This window comes from Polaromonas sp. UC242_47 (genome assembly GCF_044452385.1).
GTDB lineage: Bacteria > Pseudomonadota > Gammaproteobacteria > Burkholderiales > Burkholderiaceae_C > Polaromonas.
On sequence record NZ_JBIOAO010000002.1, the window covers coordinates 43057 to 63575 of the forward strand.

19 protein-coding genes and 4 tRNA genes are annotated in these 20519 nt (G+C 61.7%); 21 read left to right on the plus strand and 2 right to left on the minus strand.

The genetic code is table 11. The features are described 5' to 3' along the window. Nucleotides 1-10: 10 nt before the first annotated feature. Nucleotides 11-421, minus strand: a complete 411-nt coding sequence (gene apaG, locus ACHMXK_RS20975; protein ID WP_397442739.1) for a Co2+/Mg2+ efflux protein ApaG — start codon at nucleotides 419-421, stop codon at nucleotides 11-13. 86 nt (nucleotides 422-507) lie between these two features. Here apaG and rpe point away from each other — a divergent pair, with 86 nt between their 5' ends. From rpe to gph, 9 genes are all read left to right on the plus strand, one after another. Then, nucleotides 508-1203 (plus strand): ribulose-phosphate 3-epimerase, encoded by a 696-nt coding sequence (gene rpe / locus ACHMXK_RS20980; protein ID WP_397442625.1) that lies wholly within the window; start codon nucleotides 508-510, stop codon nucleotides 1201-1203. Nucleotides 1204-1366: 163 nt separating this feature from the next. Continuing rightward, nucleotides 1367-3895, plus strand: a complete 2529-nt coding sequence (locus ACHMXK_RS20985) for a PAS domain S-box protein (protein WP_397442626.1) — start codon at nucleotides 1367-1369, stop codon at nucleotides 3893-3895. 40 nt (nucleotides 3896-3935) lie between these two features. Then, nucleotides 3936-4292, plus strand: coding sequence for a cation efflux protein, CzcI family (gene czcI / locus ACHMXK_RS20990; protein WP_397442627.1), 357 nt, complete (start codon nucleotides 3936-3938; stop codon nucleotides 4290-4292). Nucleotides 4293-4454: 162 nt separating this feature from the next. Further along, complete coding sequence (locus ACHMXK_RS20995) at nucleotides 4455-5726, plus strand: TolC family protein (RefSeq protein ID WP_397442628.1); 1272 nt, start codon at nucleotides 4455-4457, stop codon at nucleotides 5724-5726. Nucleotides 5727-5762: 36 nt separating this feature from the next. Beyond that, a complete protein-coding gene (locus ACHMXK_RS21000; protein WP_397442629.1) occupies nucleotides 5763-6329 on the plus strand; it encodes a hypothetical protein in 567 nt (188 codons plus the stop codon). Beyond that, nucleotides 6329-7447 carry an efflux RND transporter periplasmic adaptor subunit gene (locus ACHMXK_RS21005; protein ID WP_397442740.1) on the plus strand — a complete coding sequence of 373 codons (1119 nt, stop codon included), beginning with the start codon at nucleotides 6329-6331 and terminating at the stop codon, nucleotides 7445-7447. Before ACHMXK_RS21000 ends, ACHMXK_RS21005 begins: the two co-directional genes overlap by 1 nt. 14 nt (nucleotides 7448-7461) lie before the next feature. After that, the gene (locus ACHMXK_RS21010) at nucleotides 7462-10581 is read left to right on the plus strand and encodes an efflux RND transporter permease subunit (RefSeq protein ID WP_397442630.1); all 3120 of its coding nucleotides are present in this window, start codon (nucleotides 7462-7464) and stop codon (nucleotides 10579-10581) included. A 63-nt stretch (nucleotides 10582-10644) separates the two neighbouring features. After that, on the plus strand, nucleotides 10645-11028 hold the full coding sequence (locus ACHMXK_RS21015) for a hypothetical protein (RefSeq protein WP_397442631.1): 384 nt from the start codon (nucleotides 10645-10647) through the stop codon (nucleotides 11026-11028). A 62-nt stretch (nucleotides 11029-11090) separates the two neighbouring features. Further along, nucleotides 11091-11822, plus strand: a complete 732-nt coding sequence (gene gph / locus ACHMXK_RS21020; protein ID WP_397442632.1) for a phosphoglycolate phosphatase — start codon at nucleotides 11091-11093, stop codon at nucleotides 11820-11822. 7 nt (nucleotides 11823-11829) lie between these two features. Here the strand turns inward: gph and ACHMXK_RS21025 are convergent, their stop codons facing one another. After that, nucleotides 11830-12417 carry a chalcone isomerase family protein gene (locus ACHMXK_RS21025; protein ID WP_397442633.1) on the minus strand — a complete coding sequence of 196 codons (588 nt, stop codon included), beginning with the start codon at nucleotides 12415-12417 and terminating at the stop codon, nucleotides 11830-11832. Nucleotides 12418-12779: 362 nt separating this feature from the next. On the opposite strand from ACHMXK_RS21025, the gene trpE reads away from it, so the two are divergent. From trpE to secE, 12 genes are all read left to right on the plus strand, one after another. Then, the gene (trpE, locus tag ACHMXK_RS21030) at nucleotides 12780-14279 is read left to right on the plus strand and encodes an anthranilate synthase component I (RefSeq protein ID WP_397442634.1); all 1500 of its coding nucleotides are present in this window, start codon (nucleotides 12780-12782) and stop codon (nucleotides 14277-14279) included. A gap of 3 nt (nucleotides 14280-14282) precedes the next feature. Further along, nucleotides 14283-14864: an aminodeoxychorismate/anthranilate synthase component II gene (locus tag ACHMXK_RS21035; RefSeq protein ID WP_397442635.1), complete on the plus strand. Its 582-nt coding sequence runs from the start codon at nucleotides 14283-14285 to the stop codon at nucleotides 14862-14864. Beyond that, nucleotides 14864-15520: a LysE family translocator gene (locus tag ACHMXK_RS21040; protein WP_397442636.1), complete on the plus strand. Its 657-nt coding sequence runs from the start codon at nucleotides 14864-14866 to the stop codon at nucleotides 15518-15520. Before ACHMXK_RS21035 ends, ACHMXK_RS21040 begins: the two co-directional genes overlap by 1 nt. 21 nt (nucleotides 15521-15541) lie before the next feature. Next, nucleotides 15542-16585, plus strand: a complete 1044-nt coding sequence (trpD, locus tag ACHMXK_RS21045; RefSeq protein ID WP_397442637.1) for an anthranilate phosphoribosyltransferase — start codon at nucleotides 15542-15544, stop codon at nucleotides 16583-16585. A gap of 6 nt (nucleotides 16586-16591) precedes the next feature. After that, complete coding sequence (gene trpC, locus ACHMXK_RS21050; RefSeq protein WP_397442638.1) at nucleotides 16592-17386, plus strand: indole-3-glycerol phosphate synthase TrpC; 795 nt, start codon at nucleotides 16592-16594, stop codon at nucleotides 17384-17386. A 69-nt stretch (nucleotides 17387-17455) separates the two neighbouring features. After that, nucleotides 17456-18187 (plus strand): uracil-DNA glycosylase, encoded by a 732-nt coding sequence (locus tag ACHMXK_RS21055; protein ID WP_397442741.1) that lies wholly within the window; start codon nucleotides 17456-17458, stop codon nucleotides 18185-18187. A 62-nt stretch (nucleotides 18188-18249) separates the two neighbouring features. Beyond that, nucleotides 18250-18335: transfer RNA gene (locus tag ACHMXK_RS21060), tRNA-Tyr, on the plus strand. An 80-nt stretch (nucleotides 18336-18415) separates the two neighbouring features. Next, nucleotides 18416-18489 (plus strand) — tRNA-Gly (locus ACHMXK_RS21065). Nucleotides 18490-18528: 39 nt separating this feature from the next. Continuing rightward, nucleotides 18529-18603 (plus strand) — tRNA-Thr (locus tag ACHMXK_RS21070). Nucleotides 18604-18707: 104 nt separating this feature from the next. Beyond that, complete coding sequence (tuf, locus tag ACHMXK_RS21075) at nucleotides 18708-19898, plus strand: elongation factor Tu (RefSeq protein WP_397437112.1); 1191 nt, start codon at nucleotides 18708-18710, stop codon at nucleotides 19896-19898. Between the two features lie 19 nt (nucleotides 19899-19917). Then, a tRNA-Trp gene (locus ACHMXK_RS21080) sits at nucleotides 19918-19993 on the plus strand. 135 nt (nucleotides 19994-20128) lie between these two features. After that, on the plus strand, nucleotides 20129-20512 hold the full coding sequence (gene secE, locus ACHMXK_RS21085; RefSeq protein WP_397442639.1) for a preprotein translocase subunit SecE: 384 nt from the start codon (nucleotides 20129-20131) through the stop codon (nucleotides 20510-20512). Nucleotides 20513-20519 lie beyond the last annotated feature (7 nt).

A 20519-nucleotide genomic window follows, 5' to 3' on the forward strand; every position in this document is an offset into this window, starting at 1 on the left:
TGCCGGGGGCTCAGTGCAACACGCGGCTGCTGCCGGTTCCGCCGATGCTGCCGGCAGCGTCACCCGCGTCGAGCACAAACATCGGGATGGCGGTGTCGAATCGTTCACCGTCTTCGGCCACAAAAAAGTAGCTGCCGTGCATGGTGCCGGTGGGCGTGCGCAGGCGCGCGCCGCTGCTGTACTGGAAGGACTCGCCGGGTTTGAGCAGCGGTTGGTGACCGATCACGCCCAGGCCCTTGATTTCCTCGGTATGGCCTTTGGCGTCGCTGATGATCCAGTGGCGCGAAATCAGTTGTGCCGCAACGTCGCCGGTATTGGTGATGGTGACGGTGTAGGCAAAACCATACACGTCGTCGTCGGGCGCGGATTGCTCCGGCAGGTAGTGCGGCAGGACTTCGCAGGAAAATTGGTATTTCGGCATGGCTTTGACAAGAGTGGTGCCCATGTTAACCGCCCTGAATGGCGGACGCCCGTGCAGGGCGTCCGGCTTGCTGCGACAATCCCGGCATGAGCCAAACCAAGCCACCGGTGTACCGGATTGCCCCCTCCATCTTGTCGGCCGATTTCGCGCGCCTGGGTGAAGAACTCCAGACAGTGATTGCCGCCGGCGCAGACTGGATCCATTTCGACGTGATGGACAACCATTACGTGCCCAACCTGACCTTCGGGCCCATGATTTGCAGCGCCCTGAAGCCGCACGCCAAAAAGGCCGATGGCACGGCGGTGCCGATTGATGTGCACCTGATGGTCCAGCCGGTCGATGCGCTCGCCGCGGCTTTTGCCGACGCCGGTGCCGACCTGATCAGTTTTCACCCCGACGCCTCCGGCCATGTGCACCGCAGCGTGCAGGCGATCAAGGCCAAGGGCTGCCAGGCCGGGCTGGTGTTCAATCCGGCGGCGCCGCTGGACGTGCTGGACTGGGTGATCGAGGACATTGACCTGATTCTGATCATGAGTGTCAACCCCGGTTTTGGCGGACAGAGTTTCATCGACTCGGCGCTGCGCAAGATCGAGCAGGCGCGCAAACGCATCGACGCCTCGGGCAAGGACATCCGCCTGGAGGTTGACGGCGGCATCAAGGCCGACAACATCGCACTTGTAGCCTCGGCTGGCGCCGACACCTTTGTGGCCGGTAGCGCCATTTTTGGCAAGCCGGACTACCAGGCCTCGATTGCCGCGATGCGGGCGGCGCTGGCGAAATGATGTAGCGGCTGCGCGCCGGTCCGCGGTGGGTCGGATCTTGGCGCCTGGCCCTGCGCAAAGCAACAAGACCCGAAATGGGCCGGTGTTTTTTCAGCATCCCGTCAAACGCTGACCCCACCGCCGGTTCGCAACAGGACAGCGCTGTACTGCAAGGCCCTTACCCATGAAACTACCTTTTCGCGCAAGCATCAACTTGGCCCTGGGTGTGGGGCTGGTCTTGATTGTCCTGAGCATCACGGCCTCTTACAGCACCATCAATTACCTGATCCGTGATGCGCAGCGGGAAACGCAATCACAGGACACGGTCATTCTGTTGGAGCGTCTTGTCTCACAGTTCAAGACGGTCGAGTCTCTGCAGCGGCGGTATTTGCTGACCGCGACGGCCGGCGATCTGGCGACCTACCAACAAGCGCGGGAGCGCAGTCAGCAGGCCTTGATGCACGTGCTGACCGCGCAGGAGCTCGAGACTGGACGAGAAAATTTGCACCTGCTGGAAGGTCTGATCGCCCGGCGTGTCGAGTCCATGGAGCAGGCCGTCGCCGTCCGCCAGAGCCTGGGGCTGGAAGCCGCCACGGCCCTGGTCGGCAACGATCTGAATCGCCAGTTGCACGAAGAAATTGATGGCCTGGTGGCCCGGATCAAAAGCGGCGAAAACCGGACGCTGGAGCGATCCAGGGAAGAAACCCGGCGGTCGGCCCAGGTGGTCAAGTTGCTGATTCTTCTGGGCGGTTTGTTGTCGCTCAGTGTCCTGCTCTGGGCGGTCTGGATGATGCTCCGCTCTCAGGCCAAGAGCCGGCGCATTCAGGCCAAACTCGCCGACAGCGAAGCCATGAGCCGGGCCGTGACTGAAGGCATGGCGGAAGGCATGGTGACCGCGACCGAGGATGGCACCATTGTCAACGTCAACAGCGCGGCGCGTTATCTTTTTGGTTACCGGCAGGAAGAGCTGATGGGTCAAAAGGTTTCCATGCTGTTGCCTACGCGTTACCAGATGGGATTCACGGCTTTTTTCAGTGCCTTGACCGAGCGGCCACGCGGTTTCCGTGAGTCGGGGGCCGAGGTGGTGGGGGTGCGCCGCGATGGCTCCGAATTCCCGGTCAATGTGTCTTTTGGGGATGTCGGCGTAGGTGGGCAGCGGCTGTTCACCGCCATCATTCGCGACGTCACCGAGAGTCGGCGTATCAGTGAGGCCTTGCGTGACAGCGAAGCCCTGTTGCGCCAGGTCACGGATACCGTTCCGGCGCTGATCGCCTACGTGGACAGGGATCAGTGCTTCCAGTTTCACAACAAGTCGTATGAAGAAGCGTTCGGTCTGGCGACCGAGCAGATTCATCAAAAAACCATGCAAGAGGTCATGGGTCCGACGCTTTACGCACGGGTTCGACCCCATGTGATGGACGCGCTGGCGGGTTATGCGGTGCGTTACGAGCGCGAGCAGGCACTGCCCGGTGGCGAGCGGCGTGAGTATGTGATCAATTATTTTCCGAGCTATGGCGAAGGCGATGAGCAGGACAAGGTGGTCGGATTTTTCGCGCTGGGCAACGATGTCACCGAACTCAAGCGGATGGATCGCATGAAAAGCGAGTTTGTGTCGACCGTCAGCCATGAGTTGCGCACACCCCTCACGTCCATACGCGGGTCCCTGGGGCTGGTGTGGGGCGGCGTCACCGGCGAGTTGCCGGAAAAAGCCAAACACCTGGTCGGCATTGCCAAAAATAATTGCGAGCGGCTGATACGCCTCATCAACGATATTCTGGACAGTGAAAAAATCGAGTCCGGCAAGATGCGTTTTGATCTGCAGGCGCTGGATCTGGAGCCGCTGATGGTGCAGGCGCTGGCTGCGAACGAAGGCTTTGCAGACCAACACAATGTGTCGCTGGTGCTGCGTTCGACCAAATACCCGGTGCGGGTCAACGCCGACAGTGACCGCCTGCTCCAGGTGGTGACCAACCTCTTGTCCAACGCCATCAAGTTTTCCCCGCCTGGAGGTCTGGTGCACGTGGTGTTGCGCCGCGACGCGGGGCGGGTGCGGGTCGAGATCAGCGACAGCGGGCCGGGCATTCCCGAGGAATTCCGCAAACGCATCTTCCAGAAATTTTCGCAGGCCGACTCGTCCGATACACGTCAGAGAGGCGGGACTGGTCTGGGCCTGAATATTTCCAAGGCGATTGTGGAGCGTATGGAGGGCCGTATCGGTTTCACGACGGAGAGCCAGGTCGGAAGCACCTTCTTTTTCGACCTGCCGGAATGGCGGGAGGCGCCGCCTGTGACGGCACCCATGAGCCTCTACGCCGTGGCGCGGCCCCGCATTCTGGTCTGTGAAGATGATCCGGATGTGGCGCAGCTGATAGGCATGATGCTGGACAAGGGCGGGTTTGATGCGGACATTGCCCACACGGCGGCGCAAGCCCGCAGCTACCTCCGGATGGACGCTTATGCGGCCATGACGGTGGACGTCAAGCTGCCCTACGAAAACGGGTTGGAGCTGATTCGGGAATTGCGCCAGTCCCCGCGGACCGCCGATTTGCCGATTCTGGTGTTGTCGGTGACGGCCGGGGAAGTGCAGCTGGACGGGGGGCATCAAGCGCTCGGGATTTCCGACTGGCTTGAAAAGCCGCTGGATGAGCAGCGGCTGTTGCAGTGCCTGCGACTGGCCATTGCCAACAAACGCGGTGAGACAAAGGCACTTTAAACGAATGGCTGTTGGCCGTGCCGCTAGAATGCGAACCTCTATGCGTCGCTGGTTGATCGTCCTTCTGTTTGTCCTGGTGCCCTTGCAGCTCAGCTGGGCGGCCGTGAGCGCCTATTGCCAGCACGAAACCGGATCAGCCGCCCAACACGTGGGGCACCACCAGCATCAGCACCAGGCCGATAGCGATGAGGCTGAGCGCAGCACCCCGACAAAGACGGCGGGCTTGGATGCTGACTGCGGTGCCTGCCATGCCGGGAGCGCCTCGGCGATCTTTGGCTCGGTGCGCTTGCCCGCGTTAGGCCTGCCGTCCGGCGCCCGGATCGGGCATCAGATCCGGAATTCCTCTTCTCCTCCCCCATCTCTGCCCGAACGCCCTAACTGGGCCGACCTCGCCTGATCGGCGAGGCGGGGCATTTTTCTGTCCTTTTGTGCCTCTTGCGTTCCGCTTTGCGCGGCGCGCAAGGACGCACGGCGATCCTGTTGATCGCGCTTCGCCGATTCCCCGTGTGTCTTTTCATCACTGGAGAATCGGATGTTCCGAAGAAATCAAAAATATGGCGTGCCATACGCTTTGTTGGCGCTGGTCGCCAGCCATGCCTGGGCGCAAGCAGGGCTCCCACAACCTGACGCGCTTGCGCCTGTGCCCACGCAGGCAAGCGGCGTCAGTTCCCCCACAACGCTGAAACAGGTCTTTGACGCCGCCTGGCAACGTCAGCCAGAAGCGCAGTCCCGCGCGGCCCGCCAGGAGGCGGCTGCAGCCCGCAGACAAGCCGCCGACAGCTGGACGGCCGAACCCATGGCCCTGGAGTTGGCTAGCCAGAACGACCGCTTGAACAAAAACCGCGGCAGCCGCGAACTCGTCGCAGGATTGGCCATGCCCCTGTGGTTGCCCGGCGAGCGTGCGCGGACGGGCGGCCTGGCCGATGCGGAGCTACGTGCCACTGCGAGCCGGGTCATGGCCGTTCGGCTGCGTACGGCCGCCGATGTTCGCGCCTCTTATTGGCAGTGGCAGCGTGCCGGGATAGAGCAGGCCCTGGCCCGCGAACGCCTGAGCAATACGCAGCAACTGGCGGCCGATGTGCGCAAACGCGTCAAGGTCGGCGATCTGGCCAGATCCGATCAGCACCAGGCCGACGGGGCGGTCGCCAGCGCCGAGGCCGGACTGGCTGAAGCCACGGGCGCACTGGCCTTTGCGTCGCAGCAGTTGCGTGTCTTGCTCGGTAGCGTGCCCGTGGCCACAGCGACCCCTGTGGCCGAACCGGTTCCAGAGGTGCCCGCTGATGTTGCCGCCCTGGATGAGCGGCATCCGGCCGTCGCCGAACTGCTGGATCGAGTGGACGTCGCGCGGCGATCCGCGGAACTGACACGGGTGCAGACCCGCGGCAACCCCGAGCTGACCCTGGCGACCAGCCGTGAGCGGGGCGTGTTTGGCGAGGCGTATCAGCAAAGCATCACCGTGGGCATCCGCATCCCTTTTGGTTCGAGTGATCGCAACCAGGCCAAGCGAGCCACGGCGCAGGCCGATGCCATCGAAGTGGAAGGGCAATTGCGCCTGGAGCGGGAACGCTTGCTGAGCGAGCTCGACGCGGCGCGGATTCGCCTCGAATCGGCCCGGACGCAACTGAGCGCCGCCGACAGGCGTTCGCAACTTGCCCGCGAGTCGCGGAGTTTTTTCCTGAAGTCGTTCCAGATGGGCGAGACCGATTTGCCGACACGTTTGCGCATCGACCTCGAAGCCGTTGATGCCGAACGTCAGGCGGCCCGGACCCGTATCGACCTGGCCGCGGCGATTTCCGCATGGCGCCAAACCCTGGGATTACTTCCCGAATAAGCCTGTCCCGCGTAAACAATTTTTTGGAATCCAATCATGACTATTTTGAAAAGGCTGAAGGCCTGGTCCCTGGCGATATTTATCGCCGCCACACCGTTCACCAGTTGGGCGGGTGATGGCCACGATCACGGTGAAGCCCCCGCAGCGGCGACCGGCTCGGCACTGCCCCGTTTTGTTGCAGTGTCCGAGACCTTTGAGCTGGTGGGGGTTCTCAATGGCAAACAACTCACCCTGTACCTGGACCGCAGCACCGACAACAGTCCGGTGAAGGCGGCCAAGCTTGAACTCGAACTGGGGGGCGTGACGGTGGCGACCCAGCCGCATGGCGAGGGTGTCTTTGAGGCCACGCTGGCGCAAGAACTCCAGCCGGGCGTGACCGCTGTGGCGGCGACGGTGATCGCAGGCGATGAAACCGATCTGCTCGCTGGCGAGCTGGATATTCACGCAGACATACATGCCGATACCTCTGCAGGCGGTTCGGCGTGGAAAAGCTACGGCGCCAGGGCCATCGGCGGACTGCTGGCCCTGGCCCTGGCCCTGCTGGCTTGGGGCTTTCGTCGTGTTCGCGCCCGCCAAATCCAAACACTCGGGAGCGCAGCATGATGCAAGGTTTACGCATGTCGGCGGCAGTGTCCGCTTTGTGGCTGGCCTTGCTCGCCATGGTTGCGCCGGTTTTTGCCGGAGAGGGGCATGACCATGGGGATGCGCAGCCCTCGGCCAATAGCAACGGCCCGAAACGCCTGCCCGATGGCAGCGTGTTTTTGCCCAAACCGGCCCAGCGCCAAATGGGTGTGCGCACCGTGGTGGGGGAGACCAGGCAGTTGCCGCGCGCGACCGAGTTGTCGGGCAAGGTGGTGATGGACCCCAACGCCGGTGGCAAGGTGCAGGCCTTGATGGCCGGTCGCCTGCAAGCCGGTCCGCGGGGGTTGCCCTCGTTGGGGCAGGCCGTGCGCAAGGGCGAGGTGCTGGCGTATGTGCTGCCTTCCGCTGCCGCAATAGAACGTTCGAACCAGACTGCGCAATTGGCCGAGCTTCAGGCCAGCCGCAGCCTGGCCGAAAAACGGCTGGCGCGTTTGAAGGAACTGGCCGACACGGTGCCGCGCAAAGACATCGAAGCGGCCGACAGCGAGGTCGCCAGCCTGGGGGCACGTATTGCCGCGGTAGGCGCCGGGCTGTCCGCGCGTGATGCACTGGTCGCGCCCGTCACCGGTGTCATTGCCTCGGCCAACGCCGTGGCCGGCCAGGTGGTGGATGCGCGCGAGCTGTTGTTCGAGGTGATCGACCCCGCGCGTTTGCACATCGAGGCCCTGGCCTTTGATGCTGAGCTGGCGGCCGATGTGGCGAGCGCTTTTGTCGCGGTGGGTGGTAAAAAGGTGGACCTCATTTTTGTGGGCGCCTCGCGCGCCTTGCGTGACCAGGCCTTGCCGCTGGCCTTTCGGGCCCAAGGCCCGTCACTCAGCCAGTTGGCCGTCGGCCAGCCGCTAGTCGTGGTCGTGCAAAGCCGCAGCCTGGTGGCGGGTGTGCCGGTACCGGCCGCGTCGCTGATGAAAAACCCGGCCAACCAGACCATTGTCTGGGTCAAGACCGCGCCCGAACATTTCGCAGCACGTGTGGTCACGGTGGCGCCGCTGGATGGCGCCACGGTGGCGGTGACCTCGGGCCTGAAGGCCGGTGATCGTGTGGCCACACAAGGCGCCACGCTGATCAATCAAGTTCGCTAATCAGGAGCCACGAGATGTTCAAGTGGTTACTCGACAGCAGCCTCGCCAACCGCTTGCTGGTGATCATCGCCAGCCTGGTGTTGATGGCCTATGGCGCTTTCACGCTCACACGCACCCCGGTCGATGTGTTTCCCGACCTCAACAAACCCACGGTCACCATCGTCACCGAAGCCGGCGGCATGGCGGCCGAAGAGGTGGAGCAACTCATCACCTTTCCGCTGGAAACCGCCATGAACGGGCTGCCCGGCGTGGAGACTGTGCGTTCCACCTCCAGCGCCGGCCTGTCTTTTGTGTATGTGACTTTCGACTGGAGCACCGAAATTTTTCGGGCCCGCCAGATGGTCGGTGAACGCCTGTCCTCCATGGAAGAAGGCCTGCCTTCGGGCGTGATGCCGCGCATGGGCCCGATCAGCTCCATCATGGGTGAGATCATGCAGATCGCGATTCCCATCGACACGGCCAAAACCACACCGATGGCGGTGCGTGAATACGCCGACTGGGTGTTGCGTCCGCGGCTACTGGCGGTGACGGGTGTGGCGCAGGTCGTGCCGATTGGGGGTGAGGTGCGCCAGTTCCAGGTGCAGCCCAACACCGTGCGTATGGCCGAGTTGGGCATCACCCATGAGCAGCTGGAAAATGCGCTCAAGGGTTATTCCAGCAACACCTCGGGTGGTTTTCTGGAGCTCAATGGGCGCGAATACCTGATCCGCAACCTGGGGCGCACGTCCAGCCTGGACGACCTGCGAAACCTGGCGCTCACCGCGCGCGACGGCCAGCCCATCCTGATGCGACAGATCGCCGAGGTAACTTTTGCCGCTGCCATCAAACGGGGTGATGCCGGTTACGCGGGCAAGCCGGCGGTGATCCTGGGCATACAGAAACAACCCACGGCCGACACCATCGGGCTGACCCGCGCGATCGAGACCGCACTGGCCGAGATGCAGCGTTCGTTGCCGGCCGGCATGGAAAAGCCGACCGTTACCTTCCGACAGGCGAGTTTCATCGAGTCGTCGATCACCACCTTGCAAGGCAAGCTGATGGCGGCTTCGGCCTTTGTGGCGGTGATTCTTTTCCTGTTTCTCGGCAATGTGCGGACCACGGTCATTGCGCTGGTGGCGATTCCGGTCTCGGTTTTTATCACTGCGCTGGTGTTTCGCTACTTCGGCTTGTCTATCAACACCATGACCCTGGGCGGGCTGGCGATTGCGATTGGCGGCTTGGTCGATGACGCCGTGGTCGGCATTGAAAACGTGATGCGCCGGCTCAAGGAAGACCGGGTCAAACATCCCGAACACCGGCTGCATCCCCTCGAAGTGGTGGCGCGCGCCACGATGGAAGTGCGCTCGGCCATTCTGTACGCCACGGTGATCATCGTGCTGGTGTTTGTGCCGCTGTTCGCGCTACCCGGCATGGAAGGGCGTTTGTTTGTACCGCTGGGTATTTCCTTCATTGTTTCAACGCTGGCCAGCCTGGTGGTTTCCGTGACCGTCACACCGGTGCTGAGTTTTTACCTGCTGCCCCGCATGAAGTCGCTGGACCATGGCGACACGAAGTTGCTGGCATGGCTGAAGACGCATTACCGCGGCAGTTTGCAGGCGGTGCTGGACCGTCCCAGGGCCGCGCTGGCAGCGGGTGCGCTGGCGGTGGTGGTGGCTGCGCTGGCCGTGCCGTTTTTCCCCACCACCTTTTTGCCGCCTTTCAACGAAGGCACCTTGCTGATTGGCCTGCGGCTGAACCCTGGCGTGACCCTGGCGGAGAGTTCGGCGCTGGCGCGCCAGGCCGAGGTGCTGGTCAAACAAGTGCCCGAGGTCACCCATGTCGGGCGGCGCAGTGGCCGCGCCGAACTGGACGAACATGCGGAAGGGGTGCACGTCAGCGAACTGGACGTGGGCCTGAAACCGTCAAGTGAGATCAAGCGCTCCATGGACGAGGTGGCGGCCGATATCCGCTCGCGCCTGGTGAACCTGCCGGCGGCGGTGAGCATAGGCCAACCGATTTCGCACCGCATCGACCACATGTTGTCGGGTGTGCGTTCGCAAATCGCCATCAAGATCTTTGGCGAGGACCTGGACACCTTGCGCGGCCAAGCCGATGTTTTGCGGGCGCGGCTGGTGGCCATTCCCGGCGTCGCCGACCTGGAGATCGAAAAGCAGGTGCTGGCGCCGCAAATCAAGGTGCGTATCGACTATGCGGCGGCGGCCCGTTACGGCGTGCCTGCGCCGCAGGTCTTGAGCACCTTGCAAAGCTTGGTCGAAGGCGAAAAAATCACCCAGATCGTCGAAGGCGGTCGGCGTTTCGCGCTGGTGGTTCGGCTGCCGGAGTCGGCGCGTTCGGTGGAGGGCCTGGGGCAAATCCTGATCGAGACTCCGACCGGGCGGATTCCGCTGTCCAAGGTGGCCAGCATCGAAGACAGCGACGGACCCAACCAGGTCAGCCGCGACGATGGTAAACGCCGCATCGTGTTGTCGGCCAATGCGCAGGGGCGTGCGCTGTCGGAGGTGATCGCGGACATCCGCCGCGTGGTGGCCGAAACGCCGCTGCCCGAGGGTTATTTCGTCACGCTGGGCGGCCAGTTCCAGGCGCAGGAGGAGGCCTCGCGGCTGGTGGGGCTGTTGTCCCTGGTGTCGGCGGTGCTGATGTTTGTGGTGCTTTACAGCCGCTACCAGTCCACGCGGCTGGCCTTGTTGATCATGGCCAACATCCCGTTGGCGCTGGTGGGCGCCGTGCTGGGTTTGTGGTTGTCCGGCCAGCCGCTGTCGGTGGCGGCCCTGGTGGGCTTCATCACGCTGGCCGGCATCTCGGTGCGCAACGGCATCCTGAAAGTGAGCCACTACATCAACCTCATGCGTTTTGAGGGTGAAAGTTTCGACCACAAGATGATTTTGCGGGGTTCGCTGGAGCGACTCAGCCCGGTGCTGATGACGGCGCTGGTGACGGCGTTTGCACTGGCCCCGCTGCTGTTCGAGGCAGAACGTCCGGGCACCGAAATCCTGCACCCGGTGGCGGTGGTGATTTTCTCGGGCCTGATCAGCTCGACCTTGCTCGACACCTTTTTGACGCCTGTCATGTTCTGGCTGTTCGGTCACAAGGACACCGAACGCCTGCTCGACGACAAAAACGCCGAGGCTTTTTGAGCCCGACTTCACTTTCCCCGGCTTCACCTTGTCTCCCTGTTTCAACCCATCCAAGGAACCCTCATGAAACTAGCTTCCTTCATCGCCGCACTGGTTTTCAGCGCCACCGGCGCCGCCTTCGCGGCCGACAAACACGAACACGGCCATGCCCACCAGCCGCTGCATGGCGGCGTGGTGGTCGAGGTCAAGGACATGGACTACGAGCTGGTCGCCAAGGCGGACGGTTTGCAGCTGTATGTGCGCGACCACGGCAAGCCGGTGGATGTCAGCCAGGCCAGCGCCAAACTCATCCTGCTCGCCGGGACCGACAAACAAGAGGTTGCGCTGAGCCCGGCCGGTGACAAGCTGGAAGCCAAAGGCAGCTTCAAGGTGGCGGCCAAGACCAAAGTGATGGCCCTGGTCACGCTGGCCGGGAAGTCGTCAACGGTGCGGTTTGTGCTGAAATAGGCGGCGAGTATTGGGCTCGTTTTCCACTTTCTTTGAGGACGCCATTGGCTACGTTTAATTCCATGACCTTGAACCACAACTTGTTGGACGCGGCGATCGTCGACCTGGACGGCACCATGGTGGATACCTTGGGTGACTTTGTGGTCGCCCTGAACGGGATGTTGGCCGATCTGTCCCTGCCCCCGGTGGACCGGGCGGTGGTGGAGCCACTGGTGGGCAAAGGTTCGGAGCATTTGATCCAGTCTGTGCTGGCTTATGTATTAAACAGGCCTCTAGCCCAGGCGGAGCGGGCGCAGGCAGCTATTGATTTGGAAGCGGATGTGGCGCGCCTGTTCCCCTCCGGCTGGGCCAGCTACCAGCGCCACTACCTGGCGATCAACGGCCAGCATGCGAAGGTCTATCCCGGCGTGCTGGAAGGGTTGCGGCAGTTGAAAGCCCAAGGCCTGAAGCTGGCCTGCCTGACCAACAAACCGACGGCGTTTGCGTTGCCACTGCTCAAAGCCAAGGGGCTGGACGGTTTTTTCAGCCAAGTGTTTGGCGGCGATGCCTTCGAGCGCAAAAAGCCCGATCCGCTGCCGCTGCTCAAAACCTGTGAAGCACTGGGCAGCCGGCCCGCGCGCACCCTGATGATTGGCGACTCCAGCAACGATGCGCGCGCGGCCCGTGCCGCGGCGTGCCCGGTGGTGCTGGTGACCTATGGCTACAACCATGGCGAGCCGGTGCGGGCGGTGGACGCCGACGGCTTTGTCGATTCACTGGCCGACTTGCGCTGGCCGGCCGCCGCACGAGCCTAAGCAGCGCTCAGAGGCCTTTGCCGAGCAGGGCGTCCTTGAGTTTCCAGTCGGCTGGCTCGGGACCCAGCCAGATACGCATCAGCGCGTTGAAAAATTCCTGCTCCTTGTAGGGCTCGCCCTGGGGCACGCCCTTGACGGAAATCACCGCGCCGGTGCCGGGAACCCAGTCGATGGTGAACACGTCGCCGGCCAGCAGTTTTTTCTGGTCCGCAAAAAGCTGGCCCATCTTGATCAGGCCGGGCACCAGCTTGGACATCTCGGTTTTGGGCGCGTTGTCCTGCACGCCACGTGTGAACAGTTTGCCTAACTCGTTGGAATCGATGTCGCGCAACATGGTGATCTGCATGCGTTTGACGCCGGGGGTGGCCAGCACTTCTTCCGGGGTGGCGGATTTTTTGCCCAGGTACAAACCGGCGGCATAAACCTTGAACACGGCTTTGTAGCGAATCCCGGCGCCGTTGAGCACCAGTTTGGCGCCACGCACATCGGTGGCGTCCTCCATCTTGACGCCACCCACGTCGACGGTCGCGGCTGCCGCCCCGAGTGCCATCATTCCGAGCACCAGTCCCAGCGCCCATTGTTTGACCAATTTCATGCGTGTCTCCAGAAAATAGAACGACCGTTCGCTTGTGTGTGCCATTTTGTAAGCGAGTCGGGGCCGGGACAACAGGGTTTGCGAGCATGGGCGGCCGGCGTCGCCACCGGCCCGGGTCTTTGCTACACTTTGGCTTCCTATGTTCATTCACCGCATCATTCAAACAGGTAGCAGCGACCGGGGAGCCTGGCCCTGGCGGGCCTGACCGCAGCTGTTGCATGCGGGGGGCTGTTCGCCTCGACCGCCATGTGTGTTTGATGCGCTCTTGCCGATGGCAAGGGCATCCCAGCCCCGTCCCGGGGCCTCTTGAATGATGGGTGGCCACGCCAGGCGCGTGGGTCCACCGGTGAAGGAACCCAGCCGTGATCACAGAACTTGAATTCAAAAGCCTTGCGCAGCAGGGTTACAACCGCATCCCCTTGATGGTGGAGGCGTTTGCCGACCTCGAAACCCCGCTCTCGCTATACCTCAAACTCGCGCATTCCAAAGACGGCGGCAAATTCAGCTTTTTGCTGGAGTCGGTGGTTGGCGGCGAACGTTTTGGCCGCTACAGCTTTATCGGCCTGCCGGCTCGCACCCTGGTGCGTGCCAGTGGTTTTGGCGCCGATGTCCTGACCGAGGTGGTGAGAGACGGGCAGGTGATTGAAACCTCCAGGGCCAACCCGCTGGATTTCATCAGCGACTACCAGAAACGTTTCAAGGTCGCGCTGCGGCCCGGTCTGCCGCGTTTTTGCGGCGGCCTGGCCGGGTATTTCGGTTACGACACGGTGCGTTACATCGAGAAAAAGTTAGCGGCCTCGTGTCCGCCCGATACCCTGGGCTGCCCCGACATTCTGTTGCTGCAGTGTGAAGAGCTGGCGGTGATTGACAACCTTTCGGGCAAGCTGTATTTGATTGTGTATGCCGATCCGGGCCAGAGCGAGGCGTATGCCAACGCCAAAAAACGCCTGCGCCAGCTCAAGGAGCAGCTGAAATATTCGGTCAGCGCCCCGGTGGTCAAACCGTCCCAGGGTTACCCGGCCGAGCGCGACTTTGCCAAGGCCGACTACATCGCCGCCGTGGAGCGTGCCAAAAAACTCATCGAGGCCGGTGACTTCATGCAGGTGCAGGTCGGCCAGCGCATCAAGAAGCGGTATACCGAGTCGCCGCTGAGCCTGTACCGCGCGCTGCGTTCGCTCAACCCCAGCCCCTACATGTATTACTACCACTTTGGAGACTTCCATGTGGTGGGCGCCTCGCCTGAAATCCTGGTGCGCCAGGAGCAGGTGGAACAGGGTCAGAAAATCACGATTCGGCCACTCGCCGGCACACGGCCCCGCGCTTCCTCGCCCGAGGCCGACCAGGCGGTTGAGCAGGAACTGATCAATGACCCGAAAGAACGCGCCGAACACGTGATGCTGATCGACCTGGCACGCAACGACATCGGCCGTATCGCCAAGACCGGCACGGTCAAGGTGACCGAGGCTTTTGCGGTTGAGCGATACAGCCATGTGATGCACATCGTCAGCAATGTCGAAGGTGTGTTGCTGGACAACATGACCAGCATGGACGTGCTCAAAGCCACTTTCCCGGCCGGCACCCTGACCGGCGCACCCAAGGTGCATGCGATGGAACTGATCGACCAGCTCGAGCCGACCAAACGCGGCCTCTATGGCGGCGCTTGTGGTTACCTGAGTTATGCCGGCGACATGGATGTGGCGATCGCGATCCGTACCGGCATCATCAAGGACCAGACTTTGTATGTGCAGGCGGCGGCCGGCGTGGTCGCCGATTCGGTGCCCGAGCTGGAATGGAAAGAAACCGAAGCCAAGGCACGCGCGCTGTTACGCGCCAGCGAACTGGTTGAAGAAGGTCTGGAGTAAATCATGAGCCGCAAAATCAAACTCCTGATGGTCGACAACTACGACTCCTTCACCTATAACATCGTCCAGTATTTGGGCGAGCTGGGCGCCGAGGTCGAAGTTTTTCGCAACGACGAAATCACGCTGGAAGGTATAACGGCGCGTGCGCCGGACCGGCTGGTGATTTCCCCCGGCCCCTGCTCGCCGGCCGAAGCCGGCATTTCGGTGGCGGCGATCCAGCACTTTGCCGGCAAGTTGCCGATTCTGGGTGTCTGTCTGGGCCACCAGTCAGTCGGGGCGGCTTTTGGCGGCAAGATCGTGCGCGCGCAGCAACTCATGCATGGCAAAACCAGCGTGATCAGCACCACGCAGGAAGGCGTGTTTGCCGACTTGCCGGCGCAGTTCACCGTTAACCGTTACCACTCGCTGGCGATTGAAAAATCGACCTGCCCGGAAGTGCTGGCGGTGACCGCCTGGACCGACGATGGGGAGATCATGGGTGTGCGCCACAAGGAGCTGGCGATCCAGGGTGTGCAGTTTCACCCCGAATCGATATTGACCGAACACGGCCATGCCATGCTGAAAAACTTCCTGGAGCAGCGCTGATGGTTGGCGTGGACAACCTGGCGCTGTTTATCGTCGCCGGGCTGTTGCTGAACCTGACCCCCGGCCCGGACGTGCTTTACATCGTGACGCATGCCCTGCGCCGCGGCGCACGCGCCGGCATGGTGGCGGCCCTGGGCATCACGGCCGGCTGTTTTGTGCACATCGCGGCGGCGGCGCTGGGCCTCAGCGCGCTGATGGCGGCGTCCAGCACTGCCTTCACCCTGCTCAAGTGGCTGGGCGCGGCCTACCTGCTGTACGTGGGGATTCGCCTGCTGAGCAGCAAGGTCTCCGGTTTCGCTATTGATTCAGGAGCTGCTTACGCCCATCCCACCGGGGCTACAGGCCTAAAACGCATATTTTTTCAGGGTTTCTGGACCAATGTGCTGAACCCCAAGGTGGCGCTGTTTTTCCTGGCCTTTGTGCCGCAGTTCATCGCCCCCGGCGTGGAGAACAAGGCGTTGGTGTTTTTGCTGCTGGGGCTGGTGTTCAACCTGAACGGGCTGGCTGTCAACCTCGGCTGGGCCTTGACGTCCGCCTGGCTGGGCCAACGTCTGGACGCCTTGCAGCAGCGCCTGCACTGGCTGGACCGTGTCGCCGGCGCCATGTTTATAGGATTTGGCTTGAAGCTGGCCTTGTCCGACAATCCTTCTCATTGATACAAGGGACGAGAGCACATCATGCCTTTGAGCAACAAAATCACCCCCCAGGAAGCGCTGCAGCGCACCATCGAACACCGCGAGATTTTCCACGACGAGATGCTCAAGATCGTACGTCTGATCATGAGCGGCGACCTGTCGCCCGTCATGATGGCGGCGCTGATCACCGGCCTGCGCGTCAAGAAGGAAACCATTGGTGAAATCACCGCCGCGGCCCAGGTCATGCGCGAGTTTTCGACCAAGGTGCATGTGGCCGACAAAACCCACCTGGTCGACATTGTCGGCACCGGCGGCGACGGCTCGCACACCTTCAACATCTCGACCTGCGCCATGTTTGTCGCGGCCGCGGCCGGCGCCAAGGTCAGCAAACACGGCGGGCGCAGCGTCAGCAGCAAGTCCGGCAGCGCCGACGTGATGGAGGCCTTGGGCATCAACATCAACCTGTCGCCGGAAGCGATTGCCCAATGTATCGCGCAGGTTGGCATCGGTTTCATGTTTGCGCCCAACCACCACCCGGCGATGAAAAACGTCGCGCCGGTGCGCAAGGAACTGGGCGTGCGCACCATTTTCAACATCCTCGGGCCCCTGACCAACCCGGCCGACGCGCCCAACATCCTGATGGGTGTGTTTCACCCCGACCTGGTCGGCATCCAGATCCGCGCCTTGCAGCGCCTGGGCACCGAACATGCGCTGGTGGTGTACGGCAAAGACGGCATGGACGAAGTGTCACTGGGCGCGGCCACCGTGGTTGGCGAGCTGAAAAACGGGGAAATCACCGAGTACGAAATCCATCCCGAAGACTTCGGCCTGGCCATGGCCAGCAACCGCGCGCTGCGTGTGGAAACACCCGAGCAATCGATGCAGATGCTCAAAGGCGTGCTGGACAAGGAGCCCGGTGCCGCCCGCGACATCGTGTTGCTCAATGCCGGCGCCGCGCTGTATGCGGCGAATGTGGCCGATAGCATGAAGGCCGGCATTGAACTGGCCCGCAAGGCCATCGACTCCGGCGCCGCGAAAAACAAGCTGGAACAGCTTGTGACCACCTCCACCTCACTGGCAGCCTGAAACACCATGTCCGATATCCTGAACAAAATTGTGGCGGTCAAGCACGAAGAGGTCGCCGCGGCGATCAAGCGCAAACCGCTGGCCCTGATGCGTGAAGATGCCGAATCACGCCTCAACACGCGTGATTTTGTCGGCGCCCTGCGCAGCAAAATCGCCGCCGGCAAACCAGCCGTGATCGCCGAGATCAAAAAAGCCAGCCCCTCGAAAGGGGTATTGCGGGCCGACTTTGTGCCCGCGGACATCGCCCAAAGTTATGCCGAACATGGCGCCGCCTGTTTGTCGGTGCTGACTGACAAGGATTTCTTCCGCGGCAGCATCGACTACCTGAAACAAGCCCGGGCCTCCTGCAGCCTGCCGGTGTTGCGCAAGGATTTCATCGTTGATCCCTACCAGGTCTACGAATCACGTGTCATGGGCGCCGACTGCATTTTGCTGATCGCCGCCTGCCTGGACGACGCGCAACTGAAGGCCTTCGAAGCGCTGGCTTTGTCGCTGGACATGGCGGTGCTGGTGGAAGTGCATGACCGCGTCGAACTGGAGCGCGCCCTCAAGCTGAAAACACCGCTGTTGGGCATCAACAACCGCAACCTGCAGACCTTCGAGGTCTCGCTGGACAACACCTTGAATCTGTTGAAAGACGTGCCGGCCGAGCGCCTGCTGGTCACCGAGTCCGGTATTTCGACGCCGGCCGACGTGGCGCGCCTGCGTGCAGCCAAGGTCAACGCCTTTCTGGTGGGCGAGGCCTTCATGCGGGCCGAGGACCCGGGCGTGGCGCTGGCCGGCCTGTTCCCGGACTGTTAATTGCTATTTATTCGATAGCTGTCTATGTCCGTACCACAAGGGCTGCAGGCCGATTTGGCCTTTGAGAACATGTCGAAACCCGATTTGACAGGGGCTGGGTCTGCGCCGCAGCTGCAGGGCTGGAATCCGACCGACTGGCCGGTGGCCGCCGATTGGTCGGCCTTGGTCGCCCAGTTCCTGGCCAGCGCCACGGGCCGGCAACTGGGCGCTTTTGTCAGCCAGCGCCTGGCCGCCGGCGCCACGATTTACCCGCCGCAGCCTTTTCGCGCGCTGGAGTTGACGCCATTGGCCGAGGTCAAGGTCGTGATTTTGGGCCAGGACCCGTACCACGGCCCCGGCCAGGCGCATGGCCTGGCTTTTTCGGTGGCCGAGGGGGTCAAACCGCCGCCCAGCCTGCGCAATATCTTCAAGGAGCTGGCGCGCGATCCGCAGATCCATGCCGAGGTGCACATCAGCGGCAAGCTGGAGCGTTGGGCGCGCCAGGGCGTGTTGTTACTCAATACCGGCCTGACCGTGGAGGACGGGCAACCCGCCAGCCATGCCAAGCAAGGTTGGGAGCTGCTGACGGACCAGTTGATCAGCGCGGTGTCGGCCAAACCTGAGCCGGTGGTGTTTTTGTTATGGGGTGCCCACGCCCAGGCCAAACAGGTGTTGATCGATGGCCGCCACCGGGTGTTGACCGCCAATCACCCTTCGCCTTTGTCGGCTTTGCGTCCACCCAAACCGTTTCTTGGCTGCGGGCATTTCAGCGCCGCCAACGACTTTTTGCGGGAAAAAGGCTTTTCCGTGATTCAGTGGTAGTCACTTGTGATCGCGAATTGTCTTTTGTCAAAATTCCATGGCATAATCTGAGGTTCGCCGAAGGAGAGGTGGCCGAGTGGTTAATGGCAGCAGACTGTAAATCTGCCCTCTAACGAGTACGCTGGTTCGAATCCAGCCCTCTCCACCAGTGATAATTGATTTTGCAGGCGTGTGTCTGGGTAGTTGGAATGCCGTTTTTCGGGGTCGCTTGAGTTTGAAGCGGTCGATGCGGGAGTAGTTCAATGGTAGAACCCTAGCCTTCCAAGCTAATGACGCGGGTTCGATTCCCGTCTCCCGCTCCATGGCAGTTAAGCTGGTTTTTTGGCGATAGTTTGAATTTGGCCCATTTGGCTCAGTGGCAGAGCACTCCCTTGGTAAGGGAGAGGTCCCGGGTCCGATTCCCGGAATGGGCACCATTTCAGCAGAGGCAAGCTCCGCGCTTGCTTCTGCTGGCTGGTTGGTGTGAGTGGTTTGTAAACAAATTTCGTAAGTAAACCCTTAAGGTATTTGGAGTCGAAAAATGGCAAAAGGCAAATTTGAGCGGACCAAGCCGCACGTCAACGTCGGCACGATTGGTCACGTTGACCACGGCAAGACAACCCTGACGGCAGCGATCACGACCGTGCTGGCACTGAAGTTCGGCGGGGAAGCCAAAGGCTACGACCAGATCGATGCGGCACCGGAAGAAAAAGCCCGCGGTATCACCATCAATACCGCCCACGTCGAATACGAAACGGCGAACCGCCACTACGCTCACGTTGACTGCCCAGGCCACGCCGATTATGTGAAAAACATGATCACCGGCGCTGCCCAGATGGACGGCGCGATCCTGGTTTGCTCGGCCGCTGACGGCCCCATGCCCCAGACCCGCGAGCACATCCTGCTGGCCCGTCAGGTGGGTGTTCCTTACATCATCGTGTTCCTGAACAAGTGCGACATGGTGGACGACGCCGAACTGCTCGAACTCGTTGAAATGGAAGTGCGCGAGCTGCTCGACAAATACGATTTCCCTGGCGACGCCACCCCCATCATCCACGGCAGCGCCAAGCTCGCCATGGAAGGCGACAAGGGTCCCCTGGGCGAAGAAGCCATCATGAAGCTGGCCGACGCACTGGACAGCTACATTCCCCTGCCAGAACGCGCCGTGGACGGTGCTTTCCTGATGCCTGTGGAAGACGTGTTCTCCATCTCCGGCCGCGGCACCGTGGTGACCGGTCGTGTCGAGCGCGGCATCATCAAGGTCGGCGAAGAACTCGAGATCGTCGGTATTGCCGATACGCAAAAAACCATCTGCACCGGCGTGGAAATGTTCCGCAAGCTGCTGGACCAGGGTCAGGCCGGCGACAACGTCGGTATCTTGCTGCGCGGCACCAAGCGTGAAGACGTGCAGCGCGGCCAAGTGTTGTGCAAGCCAGGTTCGATCAAGCCACACACCCACTTCACTGGCGAGATCTATGTCTTGTCCAAGGATGAGGGCGGCCGTCACACGCCTTTCTTCAACAACTACCGTCCCCAGTTCTACTTCCGTACCACGGACGTGACCGGTGCGATCGAGTTGCCAGAAGGCAAAGAGATGGTCATGCCAGGCGACAACGTGTCGATCACCGTCAAGCTGATCAACCCGATCGCCATGGAAGAAGGTCTGCGTTTCGCCATCCGTGAAGGCGGCAAGACCGTCGGCGCTGGTGTTGTTGCCAAGATCATTGCGTAAGTATTAAAAGGTTTGCTGTAGGGGCGTAGCTCAATTGGCAGAGCGTCGGTCTCCAAAACCGAAGGTTGATGGTTCGATTCCTTCCGCCCCTGCCACCCGGCTTTCAGCATGGCCTGAAGCCGAGCGTGGTGTGAAATAGAACTATGCAAGCCCGCCGGGAGTCCAAAAGACCCCAGGTGGGCTTAAGTGTCTGAGAAGACATGTGATGAAGAACAGGAAATCAGGCAATCATGGCCACTTCTCAAGTCGAAACCGTCAGCACCACCGCTGACAAGGCCAAGTTGGCCCTCGCCGTGGCCTTGGTCGTGGGCTCGCTCGCGGGCTTCTACCTGCTGGGCAAGCAGGGGCAAATTGCCCAGTGGGGCGGTTTGATCGTTGGTCTGGTGGCCGCCGTGGTCGTCTTCATGACCTCCGAGCCTGGCAAGCAATTTGTGGCCTTTGGTCGCGATTCCTGGCGTGAGGTCAGAAAAGTGGTGTGGCCTGCCCGCAAGGAAGCCATGCAGATGACGGCCTACGTTTTTGCCTTTGTTGTGGTGATGGCGCTCTTTTTGTGGCTCACCGACAAAACGCTTGAGTGGGTGTTTTACGACCTGATACTGGGGTGGAAGAAATAATGAGCGA

Coding starts and splice junctions, on each gene's coding strand:
- trpD (WP_397442637.1), top strand. CDS start 15,542: ATGCCTTTGAGCAACAAAATCACCCCCCAGGAAGCGCTGCAGCGCACC.
- ACHMXK_RS21015 (WP_397442631.1), top strand. CDS start 10,645: ATGAAACTAGCTTCCTTCATCGCCGCACTGGTTTTCAGCGCCACCGGC.
- ACHMXK_RS21010 (WP_397442630.1), top strand. CDS start 7,462: ATGTTCAAGTGGTTACTCGACAGCAGCCTCGCCAACCGCTTGCTGGTG.
- ACHMXK_RS21040 (WP_397442636.1), top strand. CDS start 14,864: ATGGTTGGCGTGGACAACCTGGCGCTGTTTATCGTCGCCGGGCTGTTG.
- czcI (WP_397442627.1), top strand. CDS start 3,936: ATGCGTCGCTGGTTGATCGTCCTTCTGTTTGTCCTGGTGCCCTTGCAG.
- ACHMXK_RS21025 (WP_397442633.1), bottom strand. CDS start 12,417: ATGAAATTGGTCAAACAATGGGCGCTGGGACTGGTGCTCGGAATGATG.
- ACHMXK_RS21035 (WP_397442635.1), top strand. CDS start 14,283: ATGAGCCGCAAAATCAAACTCCTGATGGTCGACAACTACGACTCCTTC.
- apaG (WP_397442739.1), bottom strand. CDS start 421: ATGCCGAAATACCAATTTTCCTGCGAAGTCCTGCCGCACTACCTGCCG.
- gph (WP_397442632.1), top strand. CDS start 11,091: ATGACCTTGAACCACAACTTGTTGGACGCGGCGATCGTCGACCTGGAC.
- tuf (WP_397437112.1), top strand. CDS start 18,708: ATGGCAAAAGGCAAATTTGAGCGGACCAAGCCGCACGTCAACGTCGGC.
- ACHMXK_RS21000 (WP_397442629.1), top strand. CDS start 5,763: ATGACTATTTTGAAAAGGCTGAAGGCCTGGTCCCTGGCGATATTTATC.
- ACHMXK_RS20985 (WP_397442626.1), top strand. CDS start 1,367: ATGAAACTACCTTTTCGCGCAAGCATCAACTTGGCCCTGGGTGTGGGG.
- rpe (WP_397442625.1), top strand. CDS start 508: ATGAGCCAAACCAAGCCACCGGTGTACCGGATTGCCCCCTCCATCTTG.
- ACHMXK_RS21005 (WP_397442740.1), top strand. CDS start 6,329: ATGCAAGGTTTACGCATGTCGGCGGCAGTGTCCGCTTTGTGGCTGGCC.
- ACHMXK_RS21055 (WP_397442741.1), top strand. CDS start 17,456: ATGTCGAAACCCGATTTGACAGGGGCTGGGTCTGCGCCGCAGCTGCAG.
- secE (WP_397442639.1), top strand. CDS start 20,129: ATGGCCACTTCTCAAGTCGAAACCGTCAGCACCACCGCTGACAAGGCC.
- trpC (WP_397442638.1), top strand. CDS start 16,592: ATGTCCGATATCCTGAACAAAATTGTGGCGGTCAAGCACGAAGAGGTC.